This is a genomic window from Pseudomonas sp. LPB4.O (assembly GCF_038383825.1).
GTDB classification, from domain to species: domain Bacteria; phylum Pseudomonadota; class Gammaproteobacteria; order Pseudomonadales; family Pseudomonadaceae; genus Aquipseudomonas; species Aquipseudomonas putida.
In genome coordinates this window covers 2,653,377-2,678,435 of record NZ_CP151298.1, presented here as the reverse complement: position 1 = coordinate 2,678,435, position 25,059 = coordinate 2,653,377, and the positions used below count along the sequence as shown (strand labels likewise).

Annotated in this window: 26 protein-coding genes; 7 read left to right on the top strand and 19 right to left on the bottom strand. The window is 62.1% G+C overall.

What is annotated here, in order from left to right; genetic code table 11:
- Nucleotides 1-4: 4 nt before the first annotated feature.
- The 3 genes from MRBLPB4O_RS12000 to MRBLPB4O_RS11990 all read right to left on the bottom strand — a co-directional run bounded on the left by MRBLPB4O_RS12000 (nucleotide 5) and on the right by MRBLPB4O_RS11990 (nucleotide 2,735).
- Complete coding sequence (locus MRBLPB4O_RS12000) at nucleotides 5-1,411, bottom strand: aldehyde dehydrogenase (NADP(+)) (protein ID WP_341798603.1); 1,407 nt, start codon at nucleotides 1,409-1,411, stop codon at nucleotides 5-7.
- Between the two features lie 64 nt (nucleotides 1,412-1,475).
- On the bottom strand, nucleotides 1,476-1,922 hold the full coding sequence (locus MRBLPB4O_RS11995) for a nuclear transport factor 2 family protein (protein WP_341798602.1): 447 nt from the start codon (nucleotides 1,920-1,922) through the stop codon (nucleotides 1,476-1,478).
- A gap of 3 nt (nucleotides 1,923-1,925) precedes the next feature.
- Nucleotides 1,926-2,735 (bottom strand): ribonuclease activity regulator RraA, encoded by an 810-nt coding sequence (locus MRBLPB4O_RS11990; RefSeq protein ID WP_341798601.1) that lies wholly within the window; start codon nucleotides 2,733-2,735, stop codon nucleotides 1,926-1,928.
- Nucleotides 2,736-2,907: 172 nt separating this feature from the next.
- On the opposite strand from MRBLPB4O_RS11990, the gene MRBLPB4O_RS11985 reads away from it, so the two are divergent.
- A complete protein-coding gene (locus tag MRBLPB4O_RS11985; RefSeq protein ID WP_341798600.1) occupies nucleotides 2,908-4,479 on the top strand; it encodes an IclR family transcriptional regulator C-terminal domain-containing protein in 1,572 nt (523 codons plus the stop codon).
- Between the two features lie 29 nt (nucleotides 4,480-4,508).
- Here the strand turns inward: MRBLPB4O_RS11985 and MRBLPB4O_RS11980 are convergent, their stop codons facing one another.
- From MRBLPB4O_RS11980 to MRBLPB4O_RS11970, 3 genes are read right to left on the bottom strand one after another with little or no spacing between them, the layout of a single operon-like run.
- Complete coding sequence (locus MRBLPB4O_RS11980) at nucleotides 4,509-5,150, bottom strand: LysE family translocator (protein WP_258652161.1); 642 nt, start codon at nucleotides 5,148-5,150, stop codon at nucleotides 4,509-4,511.
- Nucleotides 5,151-5,200: 50 nt separating this feature from the next.
- The gene (locus tag MRBLPB4O_RS11975) at nucleotides 5,201-5,401 is read right to left on the bottom strand and encodes a DUF1289 domain-containing protein (RefSeq protein ID WP_012271937.1); all 201 of its coding nucleotides are present in this window, start codon (nucleotides 5,399-5,401) and stop codon (nucleotides 5,201-5,203) included.
- Between the two features lie 8 nt (nucleotides 5,402-5,409).
- Nucleotides 5,410-5,727, bottom strand: coding sequence for a hypothetical protein (locus MRBLPB4O_RS11970; RefSeq protein WP_341798599.1), 318 nt, complete (start codon nucleotides 5,725-5,727; stop codon nucleotides 5,410-5,412).
- 311 nt (nucleotides 5,728-6,038) lie between these two features.
- Here MRBLPB4O_RS11970 and MRBLPB4O_RS11965 point away from each other — a divergent pair, with 311 nt between their 5' ends.
- On the top strand, nucleotides 6,039-7,787 hold the full coding sequence (locus MRBLPB4O_RS11965; RefSeq protein WP_341798598.1) for a BCCT family transporter: 1,749 nt from the start codon (nucleotides 6,039-6,041) through the stop codon (nucleotides 7,785-7,787).
- A gap of 145 nt (nucleotides 7,788-7,932) precedes the next feature.
- Here the strand turns inward: MRBLPB4O_RS11965 and MRBLPB4O_RS11960 are convergent, their stop codons facing one another.
- Entirely contained in the window at nucleotides 7,933-8,412 is a 480-nt protein-coding gene (locus MRBLPB4O_RS11960; protein ID WP_341798597.1) for a VOC family protein, read from the bottom strand.
- A 257-nt stretch (nucleotides 8,413-8,669) separates the two neighbouring features.
- Between MRBLPB4O_RS11960 and MRBLPB4O_RS11955 the strand changes: the two genes are divergently transcribed.
- On the top strand, nucleotides 8,670-9,320 hold the full coding sequence (locus MRBLPB4O_RS11955) for a TIGR04211 family SH3 domain-containing protein (protein ID WP_341798596.1): 651 nt from the start codon (nucleotides 8,670-8,672) through the stop codon (nucleotides 9,318-9,320).
- Between the two features lie 60 nt (nucleotides 9,321-9,380).
- Here MRBLPB4O_RS11955 and MRBLPB4O_RS11950 read toward each other — a convergent pair whose 3' ends face one another.
- Both MRBLPB4O_RS11950 and MRBLPB4O_RS11945 read right to left on the bottom strand, forming a co-directional pair.
- Complete coding sequence (locus MRBLPB4O_RS11950) at nucleotides 9,381-9,653, bottom strand: hypothetical protein (protein WP_341798595.1); 273 nt, start codon at nucleotides 9,651-9,653, stop codon at nucleotides 9,381-9,383.
- A gap of 176 nt (nucleotides 9,654-9,829) precedes the next feature.
- On the bottom strand, nucleotides 9,830-10,711 hold the full coding sequence (locus MRBLPB4O_RS11945) for a LysR family transcriptional regulator (protein ID WP_341798594.1): 882 nt from the start codon (nucleotides 10,709-10,711) through the stop codon (nucleotides 9,830-9,832).
- Nucleotides 10,712-10,825: 114 nt separating this feature from the next.
- Between MRBLPB4O_RS11945 and argC the strand changes: the two genes are divergently transcribed.
- Both argC and MRBLPB4O_RS11935 read left to right on the top strand, forming a co-directional pair.
- A complete protein-coding gene (argC, locus tag MRBLPB4O_RS11940; RefSeq protein WP_341798593.1) occupies nucleotides 10,826-11,767 on the top strand; it encodes an N-acetyl-gamma-glutamyl-phosphate reductase in 942 nt (313 codons plus the stop codon).
- Between the two features lie 79 nt (nucleotides 11,768-11,846).
- A complete protein-coding gene (locus MRBLPB4O_RS11935; protein ID WP_258652205.1) occupies nucleotides 11,847-12,533 on the top strand; it encodes a GNAT family N-acetyltransferase in 687 nt (228 codons plus the stop codon).
- Nucleotides 12,534-12,633: 100 nt separating this feature from the next.
- Here the strand turns inward: MRBLPB4O_RS11935 and MRBLPB4O_RS11930 are convergent, their stop codons facing one another.
- The 5 genes from MRBLPB4O_RS11930 to MRBLPB4O_RS11910 form a co-directional block, all read right to left on the bottom strand.
- Nucleotides 12,634-13,389: an ABC transporter permease gene (locus MRBLPB4O_RS11930; protein ID WP_341798592.1), complete on the bottom strand. Its 756-nt coding sequence runs from the start codon at nucleotides 13,387-13,389 to the stop codon at nucleotides 12,634-12,636.
- The gene (locus MRBLPB4O_RS11925; RefSeq protein WP_341798591.1) at nucleotides 13,389-14,594 is read right to left on the bottom strand and encodes an ABC transporter substrate-binding protein; all 1,206 of its coding nucleotides are present in this window, start codon (nucleotides 14,592-14,594) and stop codon (nucleotides 13,389-13,391) included. Before MRBLPB4O_RS11925 ends, MRBLPB4O_RS11930 begins: the two co-directional genes overlap by 1 nt.
- Nucleotides 14,581-15,402 carry an ABC transporter ATP-binding protein gene (locus MRBLPB4O_RS11920; protein ID WP_341798590.1) on the bottom strand — a complete coding sequence of 274 codons (822 nt, stop codon included), beginning with the start codon at nucleotides 15,400-15,402 and terminating at the stop codon, nucleotides 14,581-14,583. Before MRBLPB4O_RS11920 ends, MRBLPB4O_RS11925 begins: the two co-directional genes overlap by 14 nt.
- Nucleotides 15,399-16,463, bottom strand: a complete 1,065-nt coding sequence (locus tag MRBLPB4O_RS11915) for an acyl-CoA dehydrogenase family protein (protein ID WP_341798589.1) — start codon at nucleotides 16,461-16,463, stop codon at nucleotides 15,399-15,401. The genes MRBLPB4O_RS11920 and MRBLPB4O_RS11915 overlap by 4 nt, the downstream gene beginning before the upstream one ends.
- Before the next feature lie 99 nt (nucleotides 16,464-16,562).
- Complete coding sequence (locus MRBLPB4O_RS11910; protein WP_341798588.1) at nucleotides 16,563-17,123, bottom strand: carboxymuconolactone decarboxylase family protein; 561 nt, start codon at nucleotides 17,121-17,123, stop codon at nucleotides 16,563-16,565.
- A gap of 103 nt (nucleotides 17,124-17,226) precedes the next feature.
- On the opposite strand from MRBLPB4O_RS11910, the gene MRBLPB4O_RS11905 reads away from it, so the two are divergent.
- Nucleotides 17,227-18,138, top strand: a complete 912-nt coding sequence (locus tag MRBLPB4O_RS11905) for an AraC family transcriptional regulator (protein WP_341798587.1) — start codon at nucleotides 17,227-17,229, stop codon at nucleotides 18,136-18,138.
- A 28-nt stretch (nucleotides 18,139-18,166) separates the two neighbouring features.
- Here MRBLPB4O_RS11905 and MRBLPB4O_RS11900 read toward each other — a convergent pair whose 3' ends face one another.
- Together MRBLPB4O_RS11900 and MRBLPB4O_RS11895 are read right to left on the bottom strand one after the other, a co-directional pair.
- Complete coding sequence (locus MRBLPB4O_RS11900) at nucleotides 18,167-18,706, bottom strand: Rrf2 family transcriptional regulator (protein WP_341798586.1); 540 nt, start codon at nucleotides 18,704-18,706, stop codon at nucleotides 18,167-18,169.
- A 153-nt stretch (nucleotides 18,707-18,859) separates the two neighbouring features.
- The gene (locus MRBLPB4O_RS11895) at nucleotides 18,860-19,612 is read right to left on the bottom strand and encodes an SDR family oxidoreductase (RefSeq protein WP_341798585.1); all 753 of its coding nucleotides are present in this window, start codon (nucleotides 19,610-19,612) and stop codon (nucleotides 18,860-18,862) included.
- A 127-nt stretch (nucleotides 19,613-19,739) separates the two neighbouring features.
- On the opposite strand from MRBLPB4O_RS11895, the gene MRBLPB4O_RS11890 reads away from it, so the two are divergent.
- Entirely contained in the window at nucleotides 19,740-20,648 is a 909-nt protein-coding gene (locus MRBLPB4O_RS11890) for a LysR family transcriptional regulator (RefSeq protein ID WP_341798584.1), read from the top strand.
- A 35-nt stretch (nucleotides 20,649-20,683) separates the two neighbouring features.
- On the opposite strand, the gene pyk is transcribed toward MRBLPB4O_RS11890, so the two are convergent.
- The 3 genes from pyk to MRBLPB4O_RS11875 all read right to left on the bottom strand — a co-directional run bounded on the left by pyk (nucleotide 20,684) and on the right by MRBLPB4O_RS11875 (nucleotide 25,056).
- Nucleotides 20,684-22,120 carry a pyruvate kinase gene (gene pyk / locus MRBLPB4O_RS11885; protein WP_341798583.1) on the bottom strand — a complete coding sequence of 479 codons (1,437 nt, stop codon included), beginning with the start codon at nucleotides 22,118-22,120 and terminating at the stop codon, nucleotides 20,684-20,686.
- A gap of 142 nt (nucleotides 22,121-22,262) precedes the next feature.
- Entirely contained in the window at nucleotides 22,263-23,606 is a 1,344-nt protein-coding gene (locus tag MRBLPB4O_RS11880; RefSeq protein WP_341798582.1) for an MFS transporter, read from the bottom strand.
- A 58-nt stretch (nucleotides 23,607-23,664) separates the two neighbouring features.
- Nucleotides 23,665-25,056 (bottom strand): four-carbon acid sugar kinase family protein, encoded by a 1,392-nt coding sequence (locus MRBLPB4O_RS11875; protein ID WP_341798581.1) that lies wholly within the window; start codon nucleotides 25,054-25,056, stop codon nucleotides 23,665-23,667.
- Nucleotides 25,057-25,059: the final 3 nt, after the last annotated feature.

The following is a 25,059-nucleotide window of genomic DNA, read 5'->3' as shown; positions in this document are numbered from 1 at the left end:
CTCCTCAGCCCAGCACCCAGGCCGGCGCGTCCTGCAGGGCCACCGGGCGCAGGAATCGCTCGATGGCGGCATAGCCCACCGAGGTGCTCTGCGGGGCGGTGGACGACGGCCACGGGCCACCGTGCTGCTGGGCGTGGCACACGGCAACGCCAGTCGGCACGCCCGTGAACAGCACGCGCCCGGACACACGTTGGGCAGCACGCAGCAGTTGGCGATTGTCTTCGCTTTCGGCGTCCAGGCCCCACAGCGTGGTAGTCAAGGTGCCTCCCACGGCGTCGAGTACTTCGGCGACCTGGGCTACTGACTGCGCAGTGACAATCAGCGCGGCCGGGCCGAACATCTCTTCACGCAGGTGGGCGTTGGCGATGAACGCGGCGGCATCGGTGGCGAACAGGCGCGGTGCCGGGCCGGCGGCATCGGCATGCGCGGTGAACACCGGCGTGGCGTTGGCGGCCACCGTGGCGGCAGCGGCTTCGAACCCCTGCTGGATGCCCGGGGTGAGCATACGGTGCGTGGCGATCGGCGCAATGGCTTCGCCCAGTTGGGCGACGAAGCGCTGGCTGTGCGGCGAATCGAGCAGCACGATCACGCCTGGGCTGGTGCAAAACTGCCCGCAACCGAGGGTGATCGACGCCGCCAGGGTCCTGGCCAGGTTTTCGCTGTCTTTTTCCAGCGCGGCAGGCAAGGCCACTAGCGGGTTGATCGAACCCAGCTCGCCAAAGAAAGGCACAGGGCGAGCGCGCGCATTGGCCGCCTGCCACAGGGCTTTACCGCCCTGGTAGGAGCCGGTGAAAGCCACCGCTGCAATCATCGGGTGCTGCACCAGATAGGTGCCGGTGGCGCGGTCAGGCGCTTCGGCCAGGGTCAGCAGGCCTTCCGGCAGGCCCTGGGCGCGGACCACGCCAGCGGCCAGGGCGAATACGGCGCGGGACAGCTCGGGGTGACCCGAATGCGGCTTGACCACCACCGGGCAACCAGCAGCCAAGGCCGAGGCAGTATCACCGCCCAGCACCGAGAAGGCGAAGGGGAAGTTGCTGGCCGAGAACATCGCCACCGGGCCCAGTGCGCGCTGCACCCGGGTCAGGCGGGGGCGGCCGGCGGGCGGAGCGCCGGCAATGGCCTGGTCATCGACCTGGCGATACGGCACTCCGGCTTCCACTTCGCTGGCGAAGCCGCGTAGCTGGAAGGCGGTGCGCGCCACTTCGCCATTCAGGCGTGCTTCGCCCAGGCCGCTTTCGCGGTCGGCGATGGCGACCAGTTCGGCTTGTTGCTGTTCCAGGGCGGTGGCCAGGCCGCGCAACAAAGTGGCGCGCTGGGTGGCGCTGGAGTCGGCCCAGAAGTCGGCGGCGGCGGCGGACTTGGCGACAACGGCGTCGATGGCTGCAAAGCCGGGGTTTTGCGGGTTGGTCATTGAAAACTCCTTCAACATTGCGGTGCGGCCATTCGCGGGCGTGCCCGCGAAGAGGCCCGTGGCCTTATCGCGCCTTCGGCTCGAGGTGATACCCGCGGCCGACATAGTCGAAATCGACCAGTTCGTTGATCGCCACGTCTTTATCAGCAGGTGATGCGTAATAGGCACGGATCTCCTTGATCAACCCGCTCTGCTCATCGAACACGTACCACTCATCCCCGCGCAGCGCGGTGCCCAGCTTGCTTTTCCAGTGGGTCCACTCGATCACTGCTTCGTTGCTGTCGTGGCTGACCAGAATCTTCTCGATGGTCCACTGCGACCCCAGGTTCTCCACGCACCACACCCACTTGCTGGCGATGGTGTCGGCCGTGCGCCATGGAATTTCCGGTAGCCCTGACGGAAAGTAATGCACGGCGTCCGGGGTGAAGCAGGACACCAGCTTGTCGTAGTCGCCTTCGTTGCAGGCTTCGAAATAGCGACGAATCAATTGCGCATGCTTGTGCTCTGCCATGGCTCAGGCCTCCTGTTTGTCGATAATCGAAGGGATCGCCGGGCGCCCGGCCGCGACCCAGGCGTGATAGTCGGACACCGACGCCGGGCTCGGCGGGTACACGCCCCACAGCGCTTCACCCGAGGCGATGCGCATGGCCAGGTAGTTTTCGATGTCGTCCTGCACGCTGCACACCTCGGCCAGTTCTTCAGCCACGTTCGCCGGCACCACGGTCAGGCCATCTGCGTCGCCGACGATGATGTCACCCGGGTACACAGCCACGCCCGCGCACCCAATCGGCACCTGCAAATCGGCCACGTGGTGGTAGGAAATACGCGTGGTGGCAGTGATTTCACGGGCATACGCCGGTAGGCTCATGCTGGCGATTTCACTGCCGTCACGCAGGGCACCATCCGTAACGATGGCCTTGGCACCACGGGCCAGCAGGCGGGTTACCAGGATGTTGCCAGCCGAGGCGGCTGCCGGGTCGTTGCGGCTGTCGATGACCAACACATCGCCGGGTTTGATCTGCTCCACGCCCACCCATTGCAGGTTGTCGTCGTTGGGCTTGGTGGTCATGGTCGAATAAGTGTCGATGTCTTCACGGGCCGGGATGAAACGCATGGTGAAGGCACGGCCGGCGAACGGTTTGACGTCACGGGTCATGGCACGCAGGCCGACCAGCGCCGGTTGGCGGAAGCCGCGTTTGAACAACTGGGTGGTCAGCGAGCCGCTGCTGCAGGTGGCGAGCTTGGCCAGCACTTCGTCGCTGACTTCGACCTGCTTGCCGGAGACGCTCTCGTGAGCATCGGCGTAGTTGTGGATGACGGACATTGTTGTAGGTTCTCCTCGCGGGTTCATCCGATGGGCTGCAAGGGTGAATTCCCACTATGTGGGACTCATTTTCATTGCAAGCCCTGCTGAGGCTGATTCTATGGCGGAATTTCCCACGAGAAAGGGGCATTCTGTACGCTTACGCGGCCATGTTCCAAAGGGTGGGAAAACAATGAAAACGGGTGAAGGCACTGCAGCACTTGAAAAAGCCCTGGACGTGCTCCAGGCCATTGGCGCAAGCGCGAGCGGCATCAGCCAGGCCGAACTGGCCGAACAGGTGCCGCTACCACGTACCACGCTGTACCGCATCATCGCCACGCTGGTGGAGCGGGGCATGATCCGCCGCGACCCGACCCGCAAGGTCTATCGGCTGGGCTTCAACTACCTGGAAATGGTGCGCAATGCCTACCTGGAGCCCGACCTGGTGGCGGCGGCCAGCGAAGAACTGCGCGCCTTGCGCGACCTGACCGGCGAAACCTCATACCTGGCAGTGCTCGACGGTAACCAGGTGTTGTCCCTGGAGCGCTGTGAGGGCGCCCACACCCAACGCTCGGCAGCCAGCCTGGGCCAGGGCAAGCCGGTGTACTGCACGGGGCAAGGCAAGGCAATTCTCTCGGCTCTGAGGCCCTCGGCACGCGACGAAATCCTCAAAGGCCTGGTGCTGGCGCCGCTGACGCCACTGACCATCACCGACCGCCGCAGGCTGCTGGCCGAATTGCAGATCACCCAGGCCCGCGGCTACGCGCTGGACGATGAAGAAATCCGCCTGGGCATTCGCTGCGTCGCCGCGCCGATCATCGACAAGCAAGGGCAGGTACGTGGAGCCCTGAGCGTCGCTGGGCCAGCGTACCGCCTGACTCTGGAGCGCCTGACCTTGCTCGGCCCGGAGCTGGCCGAGGCGGCACGCCGGGTGGGAGAACAGCTACGCCCGGACAACGCGCCACAAGCTGGGGGCGAGATCGGCGTGCTACCTGGGCCCTGGGCATTCCACGGGGCGTTCCCGCGCTGGCATGCCGGTCAGCGGCTGTTGTACTGGGCAGACACCCTGGCACCGGCCATCCATTGCTGGGATGGCCACAGCAGCCGACTGTTGGCCCGCCTCGACCTGCCCGTACGCGGTATGGAACTGCACCCCGACGGTTTGCTGGTAGCCCAGGCTGGCGGTTGGTCGCTGATCGACTGGAACGGCCACGAACACCCCCGGCAGGATTTGCTCGGCAGTCGCCTGCTGGCACTGGCCACACACCCTTCCGGCGCGCTGTGGGCGTGTGGGAAAACGGCCAGTGGCTGCCTGATCGGCGAGCTGAGCGCCGAAGGCGAACTACGCCATGGCTGGGCGTTACCAGAGCAGGTCAGTGCCTTTCGCTGGGACGCCAAGGGCAGCGCGGTGTATGCCTTGGCACCGGAGTCTGGCGACATCTTGCTGCTGCAGCCTGGCAGCAGCAGCATGCGCAGGCTGGCCTCGCTGCCGCGGGGCGGTGGCCGACTGGGCGGCCTGGCGCTGGATGCCACCGGCGGCGTGTGGACCACCCAGCTGGACGGCTGGAGCCTGGCCCGCTTCGATGCAGACGGCAACCTGGAGCGCATGATCGGCCTGCCGGTGCCCTGCCCGACCGACCTGTGTTTTGGCGGGGAAGATGGCACCACGCTGTTCATTACCAGTGCCCGGCAAGCGCTAAAGCTGGAGGTGCTGGGCAGTGCACCCGATTCGGGGTGTTTGCTGCAGATGCGTACCAAGCCTTGAGAACGGGGCCGCGTTGCGGCCCATGGGCCTCAGGCGCCCTGCCGACGCATTGCCAGAATCGCCGCGCCAAAGCCGATAAAGGTGGTACCCACCACCCGGCTGACCCATCGTGACATCGACGGCCGGGTCAGTACACCCTTGGCCCGCGCAGCCAGTGCGGCATACAAGCTCAGCGAAGCAAGCGACAAGCCCACGAAAATCCCGGTCAGGGTCAGGAATTGCGGCAGCAGGGCCGCCCCTTGGTCGATGAACTGCGGGAACAGCGCAGTGAAGAACATGGTTGCCTTGGGGTTGGTCACCGCTGTGAGGAAAGCCGATTTGTACAACTTGAGCGGTGTGGGCCGTACCTTGACAGCACCCTCGGCAGCGCCCTGCTCCAGCATCGGGCTCTTTTTCAGCAACTGCCGCGCACCGAGGTAGAACAGATAGCCTGCCCCCAGGATCTTCACGGCGTTGAACAGTACTTCGGAACTGGCCAGCAACGCGCCCAGCCCAAGCATGGCCGCAGCCGACAGGCAGAACAGGCCCGAGCCATTGCCCAGCGACGACCAGACCGCGCTGCGTTGGCCGTGGGCCAGGCTGTTGTTGATGGCCATCAGGGTGGCGGGGCCAGGGCTGGCGATCGCGATGGCGGCGACCAGGGTAAACGCAAACAGCGAGTGAGAATCCATTTCAGGCTCGTCAAGCAGATCAAGGTAGGCCGTGCGCAGGGCACGCAGGTTCAGTCAGCATTCTGCCGCTTGGCTGCCTTCTTGGCGATAGCTTTCATCCGTGTCGCCGCACGCTGCACGGTGGCCATCTTTTCCGGGCGTTTCATGCCCCGCCATTTGCGAATTTCGTCACGGGTGCGGCCACAGCTCACGCATAGCTCGCTGTTGAGCTGGCATAACGAGACGCAGGGGTTATCGATGTCTTTGGCCATGCCACCACTCAGCCGGCCATGTCTGCCCGTGCACGTTCGGCCGCGCTGTGGAACACCTGGCGTACTTCTTCAGCCTTGGCGCTGCTGACCGACCTGGCAGCCAGCAGTTCATCGACCACACGAATGCACTGGCCCAGGGCAGTGTCCAGTTGCTCAGCGTCAGAGGCGTCAGCGATATCACCCAGATAAGGAGCGATGAGGTACACGTAACGGTCCTGCAGCTTGAGCGCTGCCAGCGCATCGAGGGCGTTCTGGAACCGATCGGCGGCGGCAGGGCTCATGCTCAATTTATCGAAATGAATCAGGCTCACACGGTCAGTGGCCATTGACGAATCTCCGTTTCCTGGTGCGGCCTGGCCCACAAGCAGCAACGCTTCTACGGTGCCCGGATGTGCAGGCCAGGGTAATGCCCACAGGTTACCAGAACGCGAGGCAGAAAGGGCCACCGCCCCCAGAACTAAAAGTATTTGGCAGGTCGCGCAATGGACGCCCCAGGACGTTTACGGGACAGGTACAGCCGTTTCAGGCACAGGATAATCGGCCGGCAATCTCCCCGCCGAGGCCGTCATCGAACTCGGTCGCCCATACAACAAGAAGCCTGCGCGTTCAGGTAAACCACAAAGGGGCCTCATCATTCATGGCAAAGGAACACATCATCGAAACACTCGACCTTGGCGTGACAGACCCCTCGAAAACCGCAGAAGCCCGCCAGGACCGGCATTTCGAGGGCAAACTCGACTGGATTGTCTTTGGTTTCACCAGCCTGCTGGCCATCGCGTTCGTCCTCTGGGGCTTTCTCAACCAGGCCAGCCTCGCCAGCAGCGCCTCCAGCGCGCAATCCTGGGTCATCCTCAACTTTGGCTGGTTCTTCGTGCTCACCTCGACGCTTTTCGTGGTGTTCGTGCTGTGGCTGGCCGCCAGCCGTTATGGCCGGGTGCCACTAGGTCGTGATGGCGAACAGCCAGAATTCCGCACGGTGTCCTGGGTGGCAATGATGTTCAGCGCCGGCATGGGCATCGGCCTGATGTTTTTCGGCGTTGCCGAGCCGCTGTCCCACTATGTGACGCCGCCACCCGGCTCGGCCACCGCGCAGACGAGCGAAGCGATGCAGGTGGCAATGGCCACCACCCTGTTCCACTGGACCCTGCACCCCTGGGCGATGTACGCCATCGTCGGCCTGGTGATTGCCTACGGCACCTACCGCCGTGGCCGCTCGCAGCTGATATCCGCCGCATTCCGGCCGTTGATCGGCAAGCACGCCAACGGCCCGCTCGGCCGCCTGATCGACATGATGGCAATCTTTGCCACGCTGTTCGGCTCGGCGGCCTCGCTGGGCCTGGGTGCGCTGCAGATTGCCGGCGGGCTGGAATACAACGGCTGGGTCGAAAGCCCCGGCAAGTTGTTTTACATCGCCATCATCACCCTGCTGACCATTGCCTTCGTCACCTCGGCGGTGTCGGGCATCGGCAAGGGCATCCAGTGGCTGTCCAACACCAACATGGTGCTGGCACTGGTGCTGGCGGCGTTCGTGTTCATGGTCGGCCCTACCCTGCTCATGCTCAACCTGCTGCCGACCTCGATCGGTATCTACATCAAGATGCTGCCGGAAATGATGGCCCGCACCAACGCCAGCGGCGGCGATCAGATGAACAGCTGGCTGGCCGGCTGGACCGTGTTCTACTGGGCCTGGTGGATTTCCTGGACACCGTTCGTGGGTATGTTCATCGCCCGCATCAGCCGCGGCCGCACCATTCGCCAGTTTGTCACCGGGGTGCTGCTGGTGCCGAGCCTGGTCAGCCTGGTGTGGTTCACCATTTTCGGCGGTGCATCCATCGATGCCTTGCGCGAAGGCGCCTTCCAGCTGGCCAACGGTGCGGTCAACAGCAACCACGCGCTGTACCAGCTGCTGGACAGCTACCCGCTGGCGTCGGTTTCCTCGGTGCTGGTGATGATCCTGGTGGGCATCTTCTTCGTTTCCGGTGCCGATGCGGCGTCACTGGTGATGGGCACGCTGTCGGAACACGGCACCACCGCGCCATCGCGGCGCACGGTGATTTTCTGGGGCGCGCTGACCGGGACGGTGGCGGCGATCATGCTGGCGATCGGCGACCCGCGAGACCCGGGCCAGGCGCTGAACGGGCTGCAGAACCTGACCATCGTCGTGGCCCTGCCCTTTGTGGTGGTGATGGTGCTGCTGTGCCTGGCGCTGTACCGCGACCTGCGTAAGGACCCGATGATGCTGCGTCACCTGCGCGGCAACGAGCTGATCGAGAAGGCTGTGTTGTATGGGGCGGTGAAGCATGGTGAGGAGTTCTACATCGTGGTGCAGGAGAAGAAGGCTGCGGTGAAGGAGGCGGTAGCAGCGGGCGAAGTGTCCGAAACCTGACACGCCAACCCGGCCCGGTCCCTTGCAGGAGCGGGCGGGTAAAGCGCCTGGTTCGGGGGCGCCACTTGAGTGATGGAACAGCGCCTCCTCGATAAGCGATTTTCCAGGGCAAATCGATAACCACAGTCCATGAAACGCCTACGGTTCACCCCTTCAATGCCGCTGATATCCTGGCGACATCGATCTTGCCCATCTGCATCATGGCCTCGAACGCCCGCTTGGCCGCCGCGCGGTCGCTGTGGCCGATGGCCTCGATCAGGATACGGGGGGTGATCTGCCAGGAGATCCCCCACTTGTCCTTGCACCAGCCACAGACGCTGGCCTCGCCGCCATTCGCGATGATCGCATCCCACAAGCGGTCGGTTTCGGCCTGGTCTTCGGTACTGACCTGGAACGAAAACGCCTCACAGTGCTTGAACGTCGAGCCGCCATTGAGCCCCACACAGGGTATGCCCATGACAGTGAATTCGACGGTAATCACATCGCCCTCCTTGCCCGATGGGTAGTCAGCTGGCGCCTGGTGCAGTGCGACCACCTTGCTGTCCGGGAAGACGCTGGCGTAGAAGTTGGCGGCTTCTTCGGCATCGTTGTCGTACCAGAGGCAGACGGTGTTTTTGGCAGTCATGGCCTTGCTCCATGAAGGGTATGGACCTTTGAGTCTAGCCCCGCCCTTGCGCATGAAAAGGCTGTCCGGTTGAATTCACAAGAGCATCGGCGGCGAAGCGCTCTGGGGCGAGTTCTGCAATATCCTGCAGACATTTCCGATATCAGGTAGTGAACCTGCTGACAAAAAAAGGGTCTTTGGCTGACGGTCAACTCAGCGACCGGTTCATCGGCCCAGTCATCGGGCCTACTTTTGTCCTGTTTCAGCGAAGACCCAACATGCCCGATTCCCGCCCAACCGCTTCCGTCCTCCCTGCCCTGCGCGGTGGCCTGATTGCCGCCTTGGTGGCCCTTGCCGCGCCGGTGCACGCCGAAGAGCCCGCCAGCGATGCACGCTGGGTCAGCGACAGCCTGAGTACCTATGTGCGCAGCGGCCCCACCGACGGCCACCGCATCGTCGGTACCCTGAAGTCGGGGCAACAGTTGACCCTGCTCGGCACTCAGGGCAATTACAGCCAGGTGCGTGGGCAGAATGGCGATGTGGTATGGATACTCAGCAACGACTTGCAAGCGGTGCCGGGCCAGAACGAGCGCCTGCCGCAACTCGACGCCCAGGTCGTGGAGCTGACCGGGCAGTTGAAGACCATCGACGACAGCTGGAAGAGCCGGGTACAGGGCATGCAGGAAACCCTCGACTCACGGAAAAAGCTCATCGACGAACTGGAGGCGCGCAACAAGGCGCTGAATGAACAGTTCGACCAGAGCCAGTCGGAGCTGCGCGATACCCAGGCGCGCCTGGGTGACGAGAACAAGCAGGTGATGATGCGCTACATGGTGTATGGCGGCAGCATTGCCGGTGCGGGCTTGCTGGCCGGGCTGATCTTGCCGGCGTTGACCCGTGGGCGGAAGAAGAACGATCGCTGGTTCTGACAGCGGGCCATCCTGCACCGGCCCCTTCGCGGGTAACGCCGCGAAGGGGCCGACCAAGGCTTACTTGCTACGCGCCTTGTTATAGATGGTCTTGGCTTGGTCCGCCGAGGCCTGGCACTGAGTCATATCACCTTTGCTCTGAGCATCCTTGGCGTTTTGCAGGTGGACCTTGAAGTCATGGGCCATGCCACCATGCATCGCTTGGCCACTCGCCTTGTGGAAGTCCTCAAGTTCCTTGATCTTGGCTGCACAGTTGGCTGCCGGGTCAGCATGGGCGGTAAAACTCAACACAGAAGCAATCACCAGCAAAGGTACGCATTTCATAGGCTTCATGGAGCGCTCTCCTGGAAAACCGTAGGGTTCGTCGAGGTGTATTCGGCTCGACGCAGCAAACAGCATAGTTGGCAGAAACTTGAATCGCAGGGCTTCAGCCCAGCGGTAAACCGGTCTCGGCGAACAGGAAATCGATGAAAACCCGCACTCGCAGCGGCATGTACGACGCCTGCGCCCTACTGTCGCAAGCGCTCCAAGGCTTGCAACACATACCCCGTTGCCCGTTCCACCTGGCCTTCCCGGCAGGCGATACCCAACTGCCGCCACAACCCTGGGCGCAGCGGCCGGCGCGCAATGCGCCGATCCAGTTCGGCGGCCTCGCCTTCCTCGGGCAGCAACGTCGCGCCGTACCCGGCCCCGACCAGGCTCTTGATCGCATCGTTGTAATTCAGCTCGATTCGCGGCTCGGGGTATAACCCTGCTGCCGCGAACCACTCGCCGGTAACCCGTGACAGCTGGGTACTGCTGTCGTTGAGAATCAACGCCCGCTGCGCCAGCCAGGCCGGTGTCACTCTCGCCGGCGGCTGCCAGTCGGCCGGTACGTAGGCCAGGATCGGGTCCCGCCGCCAGGGGGTAACGGTCAGCCCTTTGCCGGCCACCTGCGGCAAGGCCACCAGGCCGATATCCAGCGTCCCTTCACGCAATCGCCCCAGCGATGCCTGGGAAGTCAGCACTTGTACCTGCACGTCGATCCCCGGATGGTCCGCACGCAGGTGCTCCAGCGCCTGCGGCAGCAAGTGGGCGATAGCACCGGTGGATGCGCCCAGGCGTACCCGGCCGGTCAGCCCCTCGACTTGTCGGCGTACTTCGTCCAGCGCCAGGTCGGCGTCGGCCAGCAGGCGCCGGGCACGGGCCAGCAGCGTTTCGCCAATGGCCGTGGGGCGCACCTGGCCGCGGGTGCGGCTGAGCAACGGGGCGCCGATACGTGCCTCCAGTTCGGCCACATGCAGGCTGATGGTGGGCGGTGCCAGGTTGAGCTGGCGGGCGGCCTCGGCAAAAGAGCCCAGGTCGGCGATGACCACCAGGGTGCGGAGGCGGTCAAGGCTGATTTCGCGCATGGTCTTTATTGGCCTATATTCAGAATAAATGAACATCAGCATCATGATATTCAAATTTCCTTTAGTCCAGCCACAGGCGAGCATGGGCCATCCCAACCCGACCGGACCCTGACCATGCATACCCCTGTTGTCTTCATCGACGGCGACCAAGGCACCACCGGCCTGCAGATCCACGCCCGCCTGCAAGGCCGCAGCGACCTGCGCCTGCTCACCCTGCCCGAGGCCGAGCGCAAAGACCCGCAGCGCCGCCGCGAGGCCATCAACAGCGCCGACATCGCCCTGCTGTGCCTGCCCGACGACGCCGCTCGTGAGGCGGTGGCAGCGATCCACAACCCGCAGGTGCGGGTGATCGACGCCAGTTCGGCGCACCGTACCACCGAGGGCTGGGTCTATGGCCTGCCAGAACTGGACGACCAGCAGGCCGAACGCATTGCCCAAAGCAAGCGCGTCAGCAACCCGGGCTGCTACCCCACTGGCGCCATCGCCCTGCTACGCCCGCTGGTCAAGGCCGGGCTACTGCCAGCCGACTACCCGCTGGGCATCCATGCCATCTCCGGCTACTCCGGCGGTGGCCGCGCGGCGGTCGAGCGCCACGAACAACCCGGTGCCGGTAATGCCCCGGTCTTGCAACTTTATGGGCTGGAGCTGGCGCACAAGCACGTACCCGAAATCCAGCAACATGCCGGGCTGTCGGCACGGCCGGTGTTCATGCCAGGCTACGGTGCCTACCGCCAGGGCATCGTACTGAGTATCCCACTGCAATTGCGCCTGTTACCGGGCCAGGTCAGCGCCGAACAGCTACAGGCCTGCCTGCAGCAGCATTACCAGGGCGCCCGCCATGTGCAGGTGATGCCGCTGCATCAGCAAGGCGCAGCTGCAAACCTTGACCCCGAGGCATTGAACGACAGCAACGACCTGCGCCTGGCGCTGTATGCCAACCCCGAGCATGGCCAGGTCTTGCTGACCGCAGTGTTCGATAATCTGGGTAAAGGTGCCTCCGGCGCGGCGGTGCAAAACCTCGACCTGATGCTTGGTGCGCTACAGCAACAAGGCTGATACGGCAAAACCGGTTAAACTGTACAGCCCGCGCCAACCTGGCCCGGGCTGTATTTCCACCCGCCGGAGCCCGCCCCCGATGTTCATCCTGAGCCGCCTCGACAGCGTGCCGCCCGAATCTTTCCAGAACCAGATCCGCGAGCTGGTGATCCACCATGTCGGCGAACTGAGCAGTGTCGCCATTACCGCCGACAACCCGCTGTACCCGCTGTACCAGTACGGCGTCGGCATGGAGGTGCACCAGTACCTGCAAGCACTGGATGGCACTCGCGGCCTTGCCGTGGCGCTGACCCTTGCACTGGATGCAGAGGCGCCGGACCAATTGCTGGGCTTTGCCCTGTCGCTGCCGGCCGACGACGATGAGCAGGCGTGTTCACTGGCCTTTCTTGCCGTGCGCGCCAGTCATCGCCGCCAGGGCATCGCCCGCGCCCTGCTGGGCGACCTGCAGGCTCGCCATGCCTGCGTGGAGCTGAACGCCTTTGCCAGCCAGGTGCCGTGGTTTGAGGCGATGGGCATGCAGGTGGTGGCCGCCAATGGGCCGCAGGTGCTGATGAGCAGTACCGGCCAGGCCAGTGGTGCGCTGATCGGGCGCCTGGACATTGCGCCGATTTATCAAACCGCTGAAGTGATGCAGATTCACACCTACCTGCTTAACCAGCAGGGTGAGGATGCGATGATCGAAGCAGAGCAGATGCGCGATGAGCGGCTGGATGAGCTGGCCGCCCAAGCGCTGGAGTGTGTACGGCAGCGCAAGACCGTGCATTGATCCGATGGCCTGTTCGCGGGCTTGCCCGCTCCCACAGGAATACCGTTAGGTGATGTACCTGTGGGAGCGGGCGAGCCCGCGAAGAAGCCCCATTGGCCCGTCAGCCATGCACCCAGCGCCGATGCAGCCCGCGCGCCAGCGCATCCAGCACAAACCCCAACACGCCAATCAGCAGCACCATCGCCATCAGTTCGGAATACGCCAGCCGGTCGCGGGTATCGAGGATGAAATACCCCAACCCCGCACTCACCCCGAGCATTTCGCACGGCACCAGCACGATCCACAAAATGCCGATGGCCAGGCGCACGCCGGTCAACACATGACCGATCACCCCCGGCACGATCACCTTGCACAAGGTTTCCCAGCGCGTGGCGCTCAAGCTGCGGCTCAGTTGCAGCCAGCGTGGGTCCAGCTGCCTGACGCCCGCCGCGGTGTTCAGCAAGATCGGCCATAGCGCGGCAAACGCCAGCAGGAAGTAGATCGGCTGGTCACCCACGCCCATCAACATCACCACCACCGGCATCCACGACAACGGCGAGATCATGCGCAAAAACTGGAACGCCGGGGTGGTTGCCGCCTCCAGGTGCCGGTAGCTGCCCACCAGCAAGCCCAGCGGCACGCCGATCAGCAGCGCCAGCAGCAACCCGACCAGGATGCGCTTGAGGCTGACCCAGATGTGCCCGTAAACCTCGCCCTGCCCCAACAGCTCGACCAGGCTGGCCAAGGTTGCCGCCGGTGAAAAGCGCGCCGACAGGCCGTCGGCCTGGCCGAACACGGCAACACCGGCCCACCACAACAGCAACAGCGCCAACAACCCGGCCAGCCCAAGGCTGGCGTGTACGACATGCGTGCGCATCAGACGGCGAACTCCTCGCTACGCTCGAAGTTGTCGGCAATACCGAACACCGACGGGCCACCAACCGCAGCGATGGCATGACGCACGAAGCGATCGTCGACCAGGTCGCGGGCGGTCTGCACCGGGTCCAGCCCGGCAAGGAAGGCGTTGTCGCCCTCGATCAAGGTGGTTTTCAGGCGCTTGACCAGTTCTTCGGTGTAACTGGGGAACGGGTATGGCTGGAAGTCGATGCGCTTTTCGTCCCACTGCTGATGGCGAATGGCGCCACTGGCAACGTAGCCGGCACGGTCCTCGGCGGCCGGCGCCAGCACCTTGGCCAGCACCGCGGGCTCGTGCGGGGTGTACTTGTTGGGGCCGGCCTTCGACAGCAACGCAGCTGCTTCGGCGCGGTGGTCGCGGGTCCAGTGCTGGGCCTTGACGATGGCGTTGACCACCTTCTGCGACCATTCGGGGCGGTTGTTCAAGTCATGCTCATGCATGAACACCACGCAGCACGCGTGGTTGCGCCACACATCGCCGGTAAAGCGCTGCACGCGGCCAACCTTGAGGTTCTCGGCCAGGGCGTTGAACGGCTCGGCGACGATGTAGCCGGCAATGCGCTTGCTGGCCAAGGCTGGCGGCATGTCGGATGGCGGCAGCACCAGCAGGTTGACTTCGTTGGCGGCCAACTGCGCATTGGCAGGCTTCGACACAGGCGTCAGGCCATTGTCGTTGAGCATCTGCTGCAACACCACGTTATGGATCGAATACCAGAACGGGATGGCCACGGTCTTGCCCCCGAGCTGTTTCATGTCGCTTATATCGGGCGCCACGGTCAGGCCTGAGCCGCCCACATGGTTCCAGGCCACGACCTTGGCTGGCACCTTGCTGCCGTAGCGCGCCCATACGGTCATCGGCGATAGCAGGTGGATGACGTTCACCTGCCCGGAGATGAACGCCTCGATCACCTGCGCCCAACTGCGCAGCAACACCGGGCGCTCGGCCTTGATGCCTTCGGCCTCGAACAGCCCGTTGTTATGCGCCACCAGCAATGGCGTGGCGTCGGTGATTGGCAGGTAGCCGATACGCACTGGCGCGTCCGGCTCGGAAGCGGCACGGGCTTGCAGGCTCGAGAGCAATGGCAGCGCACCAGCGGCCGTGAGCATGGCACCAAGCTTGAGAAAATCACGACGCGATGAAGAGGAACAGCAGTCATCCAAGCACATGGACAGCCTCCGAGGGCAACGGGGTTGAGGTAGGTTCGACTGTGCGGCTTGCCCGCCGAAGGGTTTTGAGGATTTCGATGCGCAAGGCGCCCAGTTCTTCGACCCGGTGGTCGCGCGGTTGCGGCAGGTCGATGTGCCACTGGCCGAGGATGTGCGCTGGATGGTTGCCCAGTAGCAGGACCCGGTCGGACAGCAGCAGGGCTTCGTCAATATCGTGGGTAATCAGTACTGCCGCGGTGTTGTGGGTGGCGATCAGTTGCAGCAGCAGTTGCTGCATGTCGGCGCGGGTCACTTCATCCAGCGCGCCGAACGGCTCGTCCAGCAGCAGCACCTCGGGCTGGCGGGCCAGGCAGCGGGCGAGTGCGGTGCGCTGGGCCATGCCACCGGACAATTGCGCCGGGTACTGGCCACGGGCGTGGGCCAGGCCCACGGCGGCAATCGCGTGGTCGATGCGCGCGCGCCGCTCGGCAGCGGCCAGTTTCGGCTGGCGGGCGAAGTCCAGACCAAAAGCGACGTTCTTCTCCAGGCTCAGCCAAGGCAGCAGGCTCGGGTCCTGAAAGGCCACCGCCAGGCGCGGGTGCGGCCCTTGCAACGGCTGGCCGTGCAGGCTCACGCTGCCGCCGCCGGGCTGTTGCAGACCGGCCAGCACCCGCAGCAGGCTGGATTTGCCGACGCCACTGGGGCCAAGAATGCTCACCACTTCGCCCGGTGCCAGCTGCAGGTCGAACTGCGCCAGCACCTGCTGCCAGCCACCCTCCCGCGGGTAGCCCAGGCTGATGTCGCGGGCTTCGAGCAACACGTCACTCATGCCGCGCCCGCCTGGCGTTGCAGTTCGGCGCGCAATTGCACCAGGCTGGGGGTGACGATCGGCACAAAGGCCGACTCGCGCCAGCGGCGGGCAAAGCCTTCGCCATACTCGCTGAGGTAGGCCTTGCCGCCGCTGGCCTGCAACTCAAGCTGTACTGCATCGGCGGCACATTCAGCCAAGGTAATGCGCAGCTTGAACAGGGCCGCCGGCTGTTGCTGAAAACGGTCATCGAGCAGGCCCTGCTTGAGCTCGCTGACGGTGTTTTCCAGCCGCTCGCTGAGCACCTGACGGGCTTCATCGAGGAACGAGGCCCGGCCGTGCAGGTGCGCCTGAACTTCTTGCAGCGCCCGTCGCGCCAGGCCGATGGCCATGCCGCATTGCAGCGCCAGGAATGCCGGACGTACCCGTGGCAGGAACTCGCGCGCATTCGCGTGCAGCAGCCAGTCACGGGCCAACGGCACTTGGTGGAAGGCCAGTGCCGCCGTGTTGCTCGACTGCAGGCCCATCAGTTGCAGGTCGTCGGAGCGCTCCAGGCCCTGGGCGTCGGACGGAATGGCCAGTACGAACGGCGCGCCGCCGGCTTCATCTTCGATGGCCGCCGCCACCACGAAGCCGCTTTTGCGCAGGTTGGTCACCCAGTGCAGGCGCCCTTCCAGGTGCCAGCCATCGGCTGCGGGCCGGCCACGCACCTGCAACGCTTCGATGCCGGAAAGGAACTTCATGGCGTTGGACAGCCCGGTGGCCCCGGCCAGTTCGCCCGTCAGCAAGCGCGGCAGCAGGCGCTCGCGCAGGGGCTGGTTGGGGCTGTGCAACAGATATTCGATAAAGGCACGCTGGCCCCAGCAGACGAAGGCTGCGGCCAACGAGCGGCTGGCGATGGCGGCAATCGCCTCGACCGCATCAGTCACCTGCCCGCCCGTGCCGCCCAGGGCCGGGTCGACACCAATGCGCAACAGCTGCGATTCGGCGATCTGCGCCAGTACCTGCTGCGGTTCGCACAGGCCCCGGTCAATGGCCTCGGCATTGGCATCCAGCCAGTGTCGAAATGCACAATCTTGCATGGTCTTGCTCCTTTTGGAACGCCGGGGCCGCCTGGCGGCCCATTCGCGGCACAAGGCCGCTCCTACAACGACCGCGTCAGGGCCGCTCTCACACGTGGGCTATGCAGAAGGCTGCCAGCGGTACTTGCCAAGCTCTTCGTTGAGCGGCGTCTGGGCGAAAACATTAGCAAAGTTGCAGAGGGTTGCGAGACTTACCCCCAGAATCACTTCCAGCGCGTTGCCTTCACTGAAGCCAGCTTCACGGAACGCCATGTAGGTGGCTTCGCTGACGTTACCGCGAGTGTCGATCACTTCACGGGCGAAGGCGGCCAGGGTTTCGTAACGGGCATCGGGCAGTTCGCCGCGGGCGCGCAAGGCATCGACTACTTCCTGCGGCAGCTTGGCCTTGTTCAGCGCCACGGCGGTGTGGCCGGCTACACAGAAGTCGCAGCCATGCCGGGTGGCGGCAATCAGTTGCACCACTTCTCGCTCGGCCAGGCTCAGCTCAGACTTGCCATTGAGTGCCGAAACGGTCACGTAGGTTTCCAGCGCCGCCGGGGCGTTGGCCAGCACGCCCAGCAGGTTGGGGATGAAGCCGGAATTCTTCTGGGCATTCTCGAGAAACGGCCGGGCCGCTTCCGGAGCACTCTGCAGCGTGTGTAAAGTAATGCGCGAGGACATGGAGTGGTCTCCTTTTGATGGGTGTCAGTACAGTCTGTTGGTTATAAGAATTACCCTCCATATTCATCAGTCGCCTTTCCTTGTTCCTGAGTCTTTGCATTAGATGATTTCGTCCAGCCACCTTGTTGATTGGTTATTAGAAGGCCTGGAGCTCGATGCCAGCCTGTTTCATGTCGGCCGCTACTGCGGTGGCTGGCACGCCAGCACCCAGGGCATGGGCCGCGCCAGCTTCCACCTGGTGGTCCAAGGGCATTGCTGGCTGCACATCGACGGCCAGCCGCAACCGGTGCGCCTAAAGAAGGGAGATGCAGTATTCCTGTTGCGCGACCTTGCCTATCGCTTGTCCAGCGTTCAGGACCCGGTCGACGCCTGTGCCCAACCGCGCCAGGCCATGCAGGCACTGGAGAACGAGGCCAGCGACGGCGTCGGGCTGGTTTGTGGCTTCTTCCATTTCCAGTCCGGCCTGTCTTCACTGATTGTCGAAGGCCTGGCCGACTGGATCCTGCTGCGCGCCGAAGACCCCGCCGGCAGTGCGGCGCGGGCGCTGTTCGAGCTGATTCTGGAAGAATGCCGGCGCACCGCCGGCCCGTCGCAGGCGTTGCTGGAGCGCCTGACGCACCTGTTGTTCTTGTACGTGCTGCGCCAGCAGGTCATAGCCGGGCAGTCACTGGGCGGGCTGGTCACCCTCGCCCGCCAGCCAGCGTTTGCCGGGCTGCTGGAACAGTTGATCGAGCAACCGGGTCAAGCCTGGACGCTGGAGAGCATGGCCGCCTGCACCGGCTTGTCGCGGTCGGCGTTTTTCAAGCGTTTCAATGAACTGGCTGGGCAATCGCCGGGGCAGGTGCTGCTGGCGTTGCGCATGCGCCATGCCAGCCAGTTGCTGCGGGCGGGCAATACCGTGGAGCAGGTGGGCGCGCAAGTGGGGTATCAGTCGGTGGCAGCGTTTACCCGGGCGTTTGCCAAGGCGATGGGGGTGCAGCCGGGGGCGTATCGGCGCCAGCATGAGGGGCGCTGAACGCGTTACTCCTGTACAGGCAAGACGATCAGACCTGGTTGACCGGTATATCCCCGCCACCTTTACCCTCGCGCCGCTCCCCCATCCAGCTATTCACCTGTTGACCGAACTCGGCCGGGGCCTTGCGCCCGAACCGTCTCGCAAGATCGAGGATGGTCTGCTGCGCCAAGGCCTCTTCCATGCGCTTCTGCGCCCCTAGCATCACTGCATGAATCGCACAGGTGCCCTCAGTCGCCCAAGCGGGCGGCGAGCCTTCGAACAACGTGCAGCGTTCGCGAATCTCGCGGCAATCGAAAATCTTCTTCGGCCCGTCGATGGCGTTGACGATATCCAGCACGGTGATTTCAGCCGCCGGTCGCGCCAGGCGGAAGCCACCGCGCACGCCTTCGGTGGCGGCCACCAAGCCGGCACGCGCCAGCTTGGTGAAAACCTTGGCCAGGTATTCCTGCGGCACGCCCTGCAACTCGGCCAGGTCGCGCACGCTGGAATCACGGCTCTCACCGCCCTCGCCTACCAGAAACAGCAGGCAATGGATGCCGTATTCGACGCCAGCACTGTAAAGCGACATATCAATCTCCGACCCACCATGTCGCAAATGATACGCGGGGAGCGCCAGTACGGCAAAACACTTCCCCGCTTGACTGGCCGAGATGCGGGCTTTGAGTACCAAACTGACTCAGCTCAGCTGAAGTGGCATTCACGCAATTTTGAAGCTGGGTGCTTAGCCATTCAGCAGGCGGCCACCGTCAAGGACGATTTCAGAGCCGACCGTCCAGCGCGACTCGTCGGATGCCAGATACAGCACTGCTTTGGCCACTTCGTCGGCGCTACCGAAGCGCCCAAGCGGAATGGTTGCCGCGATCGCTTTGTTAAGCTGCTCGCGATAAGCCTCAGGAATACCGAGCTTATCGTAAAGAGGGGTCTCGACGGGGCCAGGGCTCACTGCGTTGACACGGATTCCACGGCCCAGCAATTCGGTCGAGAGCGTCTTCGACATGTTCAGCAATGCGGCTTTCGTTGCGGCATATACGGACGAGCGATCGGCGCCTGCATGCGCGCTTACGGAAGTGGTCAACACGACGGAAGCAGGATTTGCGAAGACCGGCAACAGCGCCTGCATCAGGAAGTACGGCCCTTTGACGTTGATGTCGAAAGAGCGGTCGAACATGTCTTCGGTCCATTCCTCAATGGGCACCCAGACGGATACGCCGGCATTGAGGAAGGCAACGTCGAGTTGGCCGTAGTGTTGCTTGATGACTTGTGCCAGCTCCCTTTGTGCTTCAACGCTGGCCGAGTCGGCCCGCAGCACCGGCACCTCCGGGCCCAATTCGGCTTGGGCCTTGGCAATCGAATCGGGGTTCACACCCGTTACGATAACGCGAGCCCCCTGCGCCAGGAACTGCTTTGCCGTTTCCAGCCCGATGCCGCTGGTCCCGCCAGTGATGAGAGTACGTTTACCTTGCAAGCGCGACATTTGAATTCTCCGGTGAATGACGACCACCGCGGTCGACATGGAGAAATATGCGCTCATGCCTAACAGTAGATAAGACAGCCTATTCGCATATAATTCATGCAAATCAAGCATGAATAGAGGGGACGAAGTGGACCGATTTCTGTTGATGACATGCTTCGCGCGTGCTGTAGAAACCGGCAGCTTTTCGGCGGCAGGGCGCGATCTGGGGCTGGGGCAGCCCAATGTCAGCCGCTATGTAGCGGCACTGGAGGATCATTTGCAAACGCGCTTGCTCCACCGATCTACGCGCAAGCTCTCCCTGACGCCGGAGGGTGAACGCTACTATGCCGACATCCGGCGCATCCTGGATGCGGTGGATGAATCCGAATCGTCCTTCAGGAACAAAGTCGACCCATCGGGGCTTTTGCGCGTAGCCTGTCCGACAGCGCTCGCACATGCGTTTGTCCTGCCGCACGTGCCGGCCTTTTTGGAGCGCTACCCTCAATTGATCCTGGATCTCCAACTCAACGATCGATACGTAGACCTAGTCAATGAAGGCACCGAACTCGCCATTCGCATAGGAAAGCTGGAAGACAGCAGTTTGCGCGCCCGGCCTCTTGGAGGGTACGACCGGGTCTTCGTCGCCAGTAAGGATTATTTGGCCAAACGCGGAGTTCCGCAGACCCCGGATGATCTACTCGACCACGATTGCATCATCTACACCTTACTGTCGTCCGGGGCGACCTGGCGATTCAGGGACGTGGACATTCCGGTTACCGGCAGACTCAGGGTCAACTCGCCGGACGCTGTGAGCGCGGCGGCCACGGCAGGCCTGGGTGTGGCGCATGGACCTGCGTGGCTGTTCGAGGGAGGGCTGAACAGCGGGCGATTACAGTTCATTCTCACCAACCATGTGGCCCCCCCTGTCCCCGTGCAGATGGTTTATGTCGCCAACAGACTGCTCCCCACGCGGGCTATCGTGTTCATGGATTTTATGGCTGAAGTGTTTTCACAGATTCCAGCCTTGAATGGCAGCACCCCTGTGCCGACGCGGTAAGGAAAGCGGCATAACCCGCCTCTGGCGCCTGAGCGTTACAGTTGAAGAATTTTCAGGCCATTGGTGCCACCCGTGACATCATAACGGTCCCCCTTCGTGAGAATAATCCAATCACCAGGCTGTACCAGGTCACGTTTCAGCAATTCGCCAATGGCGGCTTCGCTGACTGTTTCAGAGGGCAGCGAAGCAGGATCAAACGCTATTGGATAAACGCCACGGAACAGGGAGGCGCGAGCCTGGGTTGCACGATGAGGCGAAAGCGCATAGATCGGCACATGAGAACGCAGCCGAGACATTATCAACGGTGTGAAGCCACTCTCGGTGAGAGAAATGATTGCCTTGACACCTGGAAAGTGGTTCGCGGTGTAGAGCGCGGCCAGCGCAATACTTTCGTCACAACGCCGAAAGGAGGTATGCAATCGATGGCTGGACTTTACAGTGGTTGGATGCTTTTCAGCCCCCCTGCAAATACGAGCCATGGCAAGTACTGCCTCAACAGGGTAGGCCCCTGCAGCGCTTTCAGCGGACAGCATGACGGCATCAGTATTGTCGAGCACCGCATTGGCCACGTCAGACACTTCTGCGCGGGTAGGCATCGGACTGGAGATCATCGACTCCATCATCTGGGTCGCCACGATTACCGCTTTGTTGTTGCGCCGGGCGTGCAGAATGATCTTCTTTTGGATAGCGATAAGCTCCGCATCTCCAATCTCCACACCCAGATCTCCCCGAGCGACCATTACCGCATCGCTAGCTGCGATCAGCTTATCAAGGGTCTGATCATCGGCAACGGCCTCAGCTCGTTCGATTTTTGACACGAGCCAGGCTGTCCCCCCTGACTCATCACGCAGCTTGCGAGCGTACTCCATGTCCTTGGCGTCCCGCGGGAATGAAACGGCCAAGTAGTCAAGCTCCATTTGCGCAGCCAGCTTGATATCCGCTTTGTCTTTTTCGGTAAGGGCAGGCGCAGTGAGCCCTCCCCCCTTGCGGTTGATACCCTTGTGATCGGACAGCGGCCCGCCCACGGTGACGATACAATTCAAGGCATCGGGCGCAGTCGACTCAACACGCATAACCACCCGCCCATCATCCAGCAGGAGCTGGTCGCCCACGCCACAATCTTTCACCAGATCTGGGTAATCGATGCCTACGACTCGCTCATTGCCCGATGCAAGGGGATGGCTCGTGGAGAACGAGAAAGTATCGCCAACCTTCAGCTCGATCCGCTTGTCAGTGAATTTTGCAATCCGAATTTTAGGGCCCTGCAAATCACCCAACAAAGCCACATGCCTACCGTGTCTGGCAGCAATCTCACGGATCAAGCGAGCTCGGGCGATGTGTTCATCTGGCGTACCATGGGAAAAATTCAAACGCGCTACATCTAATCCGGCCAAGATCAGCGCTTCAATTACTTCCGGCGAATTACTGGCTGGGCCTAGCGTTGCAACGATCTTTGTTCTACGGATGGTCATACCGATACCTTTCAGGCACGAGGATGCCCTCATCGCACTGACTAAGTTCGAAAGTTTATGGCTGGCTGAGCATCCAGCCATTGCGCATGAGGTTGACGGGTGAGGCTGCGTGCGCCCCCAAGGAAGCACGAAACTGCCTCATTCACTCGTCGATGATGTCCACGTCTTTTGTCTCAGCAGACAGGTATACACAGAGTCCAGAAAACACCGCGAGGGCTATCGTGAGCGTCGAGATCGCATACGGCGTACCGTAATGGCTCAGGAGGAATGCCCCTACGATTGGAGCAGTACCACCGCCTATGATCCCACCGACGTTGGTAGACATTGCGAAACCGGTGAAGCGAGCGCTCGGGCCGAAGGCTTCGCCGGTAAACGACGGCACCGCGCCATATACCAAACCATATCCCGTCATGAACATGCATGATCCAGCGACCATTGGCCAGAACTCGCCAGTTGAAAAAAGGTGCCAGAAAGGAAACGCTGCGAGGGCGGTCACCAGAAAACCAATGAGCATCGTGGTACGGCGGCCAATACGATCTGCCAGCGAACCTGCAAAAGGTACGACCACCAAATGCGTACAGATTGCAACCATGGCCACTGACAGCACGAAAGCATTTGACAGGCCTAGTTCTCGCTGGCCATAGCTCAGTGCAAATACAGTGAACAGGTAGAACGTCGAGAAGTGGCAGATATTAGCGCCGGCCACTAACAGCAGTTGCTTAGGATAGCGAGTGAACAAGCGCAGCGCGGGCGATTGCGACTTGCCAGGCGTGGCTGCCCTCTTCTCAGCCGTCTTCTCGAACACAGGAGACTCGGGCACTTTGGAGCGGACAAACACCCCCACTACCAACAGCGCAAGGCTGGCGATGAAAGGAATGCGCCACCCCCACGCGGTGAAATCCTCTTTGGAAAGCAAGGCACTGACAACCAGAAGCATGCCAGCGGATGCAATGAAGCCAAAGACTGGGCCAATGTTATTGATCGCCGCATAGAAGCCCCTCCTTCTTCTTGGCGCATGCTCTAAGAGCATCAGCACAGCGCCACTGTACTCGCCCGCAAACGCAAAGCCTTGGATGAAGCGGAGCACGCAAAGCATGATAGGCGCCCAAATGCCAATGCTGGCGTAGGTGGGCAAAAGACCAATACCTACCGTGCTCAAACCCATGATGATGAGGGTGAGATACAGCAGTTTCTTGCGGCCAATCCTGTCCCCAAAATGCCCGAGTACAAGCGACCCTAAAGGCCGGGCGACGAATGAAATGGCGAAGGATGCAAGAGAGGCTAGCCGGGAAACGGTTTCGTCGCTCCCAGGAAAAAACAAAGGTCCAAAAATAAGGGCAGCGGCAGTGCCATACAGGTAGAGATCGTAGGTTTCCAATGCTGTTCCGAACAGGCTTCCGGCAACAACATTCTTCATGGTTTTTTTCTCGCCATCATCCATGTGATCGAGGTCACTTTCGACAGGGCTCGATATTGAGGTATGCATGGTTTCACCTTTTGTTATTGTAGATAGGCAAGTCTGTCTTGCTAAAAATCCTCAGAGCTTATTCAACACCCCTGAGTGCTTTGACGAAATAATCCTGGTCTCCCATCTGGCCACCTTTGAGTGCAATCTCAACGTCTTTCAGGTACGGCTCGCGCGCGTGCATTTGACACAAAGGCGCGCCAGGAGAAATATCAGATTTGATAACCAAAGCATCGGGTGCGAGTACTTTGGTTACTTGGCTCGATGTGTCACCACCCGAAACCACCAATCTTTTCAATGGGAATGCTTTAAGGATTTCAAGCGCAACGTGGCCTACTTCCATGGCTAGCTGCTTACCTCCCTGAACCCTCGCTTCATCCCGAGGCAAACCTTTTTGCAGCATGGCCTCGATCATCTGTTCAATCCGAGCGTCACCCGGGCCTTTGGCAGTGTGAATCAGCACCGACCGCCCCTCTTCGAGGTGCGATACTGCGGCCATGACCACATCTCGTATCGCGGCGCTTTTTCGGGACTCCGTAATCAATGCGGCAGCATCGACTTCAAGCTCAACAAAGCCGAAATCGATCGCCGTTTCGATCTGGGACTGACTCAACGGCGAAGCACTGCCTGAGATCACCAGCACCTGGTCGACAGGTTCCAGAGGGACGGCCAGCGACGCTCGTGCCGGAAACACCCCAGCGGTACGCCAGTATTGTGTGAGGCCATACTCCACTCCGGATGAACCGACGATGAAAAGCGGAGCCGCCGCCGACGAGCGCTCGGTCAACACTTGGCCAGCGGTGGTCATATGTGACTCATGAGTGCCATCGAACAACACTGCATCGTGCTGCCGTGATATCTCGTCGACCAAGCGGCCGAGCGTTGCACCACTTTCGAGTTGGCGAATATCAAGCTTGCCAATCGACAAGTTTTTTTGCTTGCCGATATGGATACTCAAGTCCGCTTCATGCATCGGGGTGATCGGGTGGGCACGCATGATAGGGTGCCGGTCAATCCTGTGAACCTTGTGATCCGTCTTGGACAAGGCATAGAGATTGCCGAAAACGCAGTAGCGGCCCAGTGCAGGGTTGCCCGCGATGATCGGAACGCCTTTTACATCATAAATGCGGGATGCCAACTCAATTACGTGGCCGATGCTGCCCACGGCGTCGGCGCTGTCAAAAGTCGAGCACACCTTGTAGTGAATCAGCGCTGGCGACAGACGTTTGATGCTTTCGAAAATCTCGGGCAGCACCGCGTCCATTTCAGCATTGGACAAAGCACGGCTGTCACCGGCGATACCGATGGCGTCAAATCCACCCAGTTCTGCCAGGAGCTCCGGGGTTGGAGGCGCGAGGAACAGGGCACACTTGAGTCCAGCCGCCGTCAAAACCTCTAGAGCGTCCGTCGAACCAGTGAAGTCATCGCCGTAAAAGACCAACGGGAGTGTGGGAACGTGCTGGGAGCTCATGAC

What these genes read in the sequence shown, in the direction of transcription:
- MRBLPB4O_RS12000 (WP_341798603.1), bottom strand. Translation starts at nt 1,411, where the DNA reads ATGACCAACCCGCAAAACCCCGGCTTTGCAGCCATCGACGCCGTTGTC.
- MRBLPB4O_RS11995 (WP_341798602.1), bottom strand. Translation starts at nt 1,922, where the DNA reads ATGGCAGAGCACAAGCATGCGCAATTGATTCGTCGCTATTTCGAAGCC.
- MRBLPB4O_RS11990 (WP_341798601.1), bottom strand. Translation starts at nt 2,735, where the DNA reads ATGTCCGTCATCCACAACTACGCCGATGCTCACGAGAGCGTCTCCGGC.
- MRBLPB4O_RS11985 (WP_341798600.1), top strand. Translation starts at nt 2,908, where the DNA reads ATGAAAACGGGTGAAGGCACTGCAGCACTTGAAAAAGCCCTGGACGTG.
- MRBLPB4O_RS11980 (WP_258652161.1), bottom strand. Translation starts at nt 5,150, where the DNA reads ATGGATTCTCACTCGCTGTTTGCGTTTACCCTGGTCGCCGCCATCGCG.
- MRBLPB4O_RS11975 (WP_012271937.1), bottom strand. Translation starts at nt 5,401, where the DNA reads ATGGCCAAAGACATCGATAACCCCTGCGTCTCGTTATGCCAGCTCAAC.
- MRBLPB4O_RS11970 (WP_341798599.1), bottom strand. Translation starts at nt 5,727, where the DNA reads ATGGCCACTGACCGTGTGAGCCTGATTCATTTCGATAAATTGAGCATG.
- MRBLPB4O_RS11965 (WP_341798598.1), top strand. Translation starts at nt 6,039, where the DNA reads ATGGCAAAGGAACACATCATCGAAACACTCGACCTTGGCGTGACAGAC.
- MRBLPB4O_RS11960 (WP_341798597.1), bottom strand. Translation starts at nt 8,412, where the DNA reads ATGACTGCCAAAAACACCGTCTGCCTCTGGTACGACAACGATGCCGAA.
- MRBLPB4O_RS11955 (WP_341798596.1), top strand. Translation starts at nt 8,670, where the DNA reads ATGCCCGATTCCCGCCCAACCGCTTCCGTCCTCCCTGCCCTGCGCGGT.
- MRBLPB4O_RS11950 (WP_341798595.1), bottom strand. Translation starts at nt 9,653, where the DNA reads ATGAAGCCTATGAAATGCGTACCTTTGCTGGTGATTGCTTCTGTGTTG.
- MRBLPB4O_RS11945 (WP_341798594.1), bottom strand. Translation starts at nt 10,711, where the DNA reads ATGCGCGAAATCAGCCTTGACCGCCTCCGCACCCTGGTGGTCATCGCC.
- argC (WP_341798593.1), top strand. Translation starts at nt 10,826, where the DNA reads ATGCATACCCCTGTTGTCTTCATCGACGGCGACCAAGGCACCACCGGC.
- MRBLPB4O_RS11935 (WP_258652205.1), top strand. Translation starts at nt 11,847, where the DNA reads ATGTTCATCCTGAGCCGCCTCGACAGCGTGCCGCCCGAATCTTTCCAG.
- MRBLPB4O_RS11930 (WP_341798592.1), bottom strand. Translation starts at nt 13,389, where the DNA reads ATGCGCACGCATGTCGTACACGCCAGCCTTGGGCTGGCCGGGTTGTTG.
- MRBLPB4O_RS11925 (WP_341798591.1), bottom strand. Translation starts at nt 14,594, where the DNA reads ATGTGCTTGGATGACTGCTGTTCCTCTTCATCGCGTCGTGATTTTCTC.
- MRBLPB4O_RS11920 (WP_341798590.1), bottom strand. Translation starts at nt 15,402, where the DNA reads ATGAGTGACGTGTTGCTCGAAGCCCGCGACATCAGCCTGGGCTACCCG.
- MRBLPB4O_RS11915 (WP_341798589.1), bottom strand. Translation starts at nt 16,463, where the DNA reads ATGCAAGATTGTGCATTTCGACACTGGCTGGATGCCAATGCCGAGGCC.
- MRBLPB4O_RS11910 (WP_341798588.1), bottom strand. Translation starts at nt 17,123, where the DNA reads ATGTCCTCGCGCATTACTTTACACACGCTGCAGAGTGCTCCGGAAGCG.
- MRBLPB4O_RS11905 (WP_341798587.1), top strand. Translation starts at nt 17,227, where the DNA reads ATGATTTCGTCCAGCCACCTTGTTGATTGGTTATTAGAAGGCCTGGAG.
- MRBLPB4O_RS11900 (WP_341798586.1), bottom strand. Translation starts at nt 18,706, where the DNA reads ATGTCGCTTTACAGTGCTGGCGTCGAATACGGCATCCATTGCCTGCTG.
- MRBLPB4O_RS11895 (WP_341798585.1), bottom strand. Translation starts at nt 19,612, where the DNA reads ATGTCGCGCTTGCAAGGTAAACGTACTCTCATCACTGGCGGGACCAGC.
- pyk (WP_341798583.1), bottom strand. Translation starts at nt 22,120, where the DNA reads ATGACCATCCGTAGAACAAAGATCGTTGCAACGCTAGGCCCAGCCAGT.
- MRBLPB4O_RS11880 (WP_341798582.1), bottom strand. Translation starts at nt 23,606, where the DNA reads ATGCATACCTCAATATCGAGCCCTGTCGAAAGTGACCTCGATCACATG.
- MRBLPB4O_RS11875 (WP_341798581.1), bottom strand. Translation starts at nt 25,056, where the DNA reads ATGAGCTCCCAGCACGTTCCCACACTCCCGTTGGTCTTTTACGGCGAT.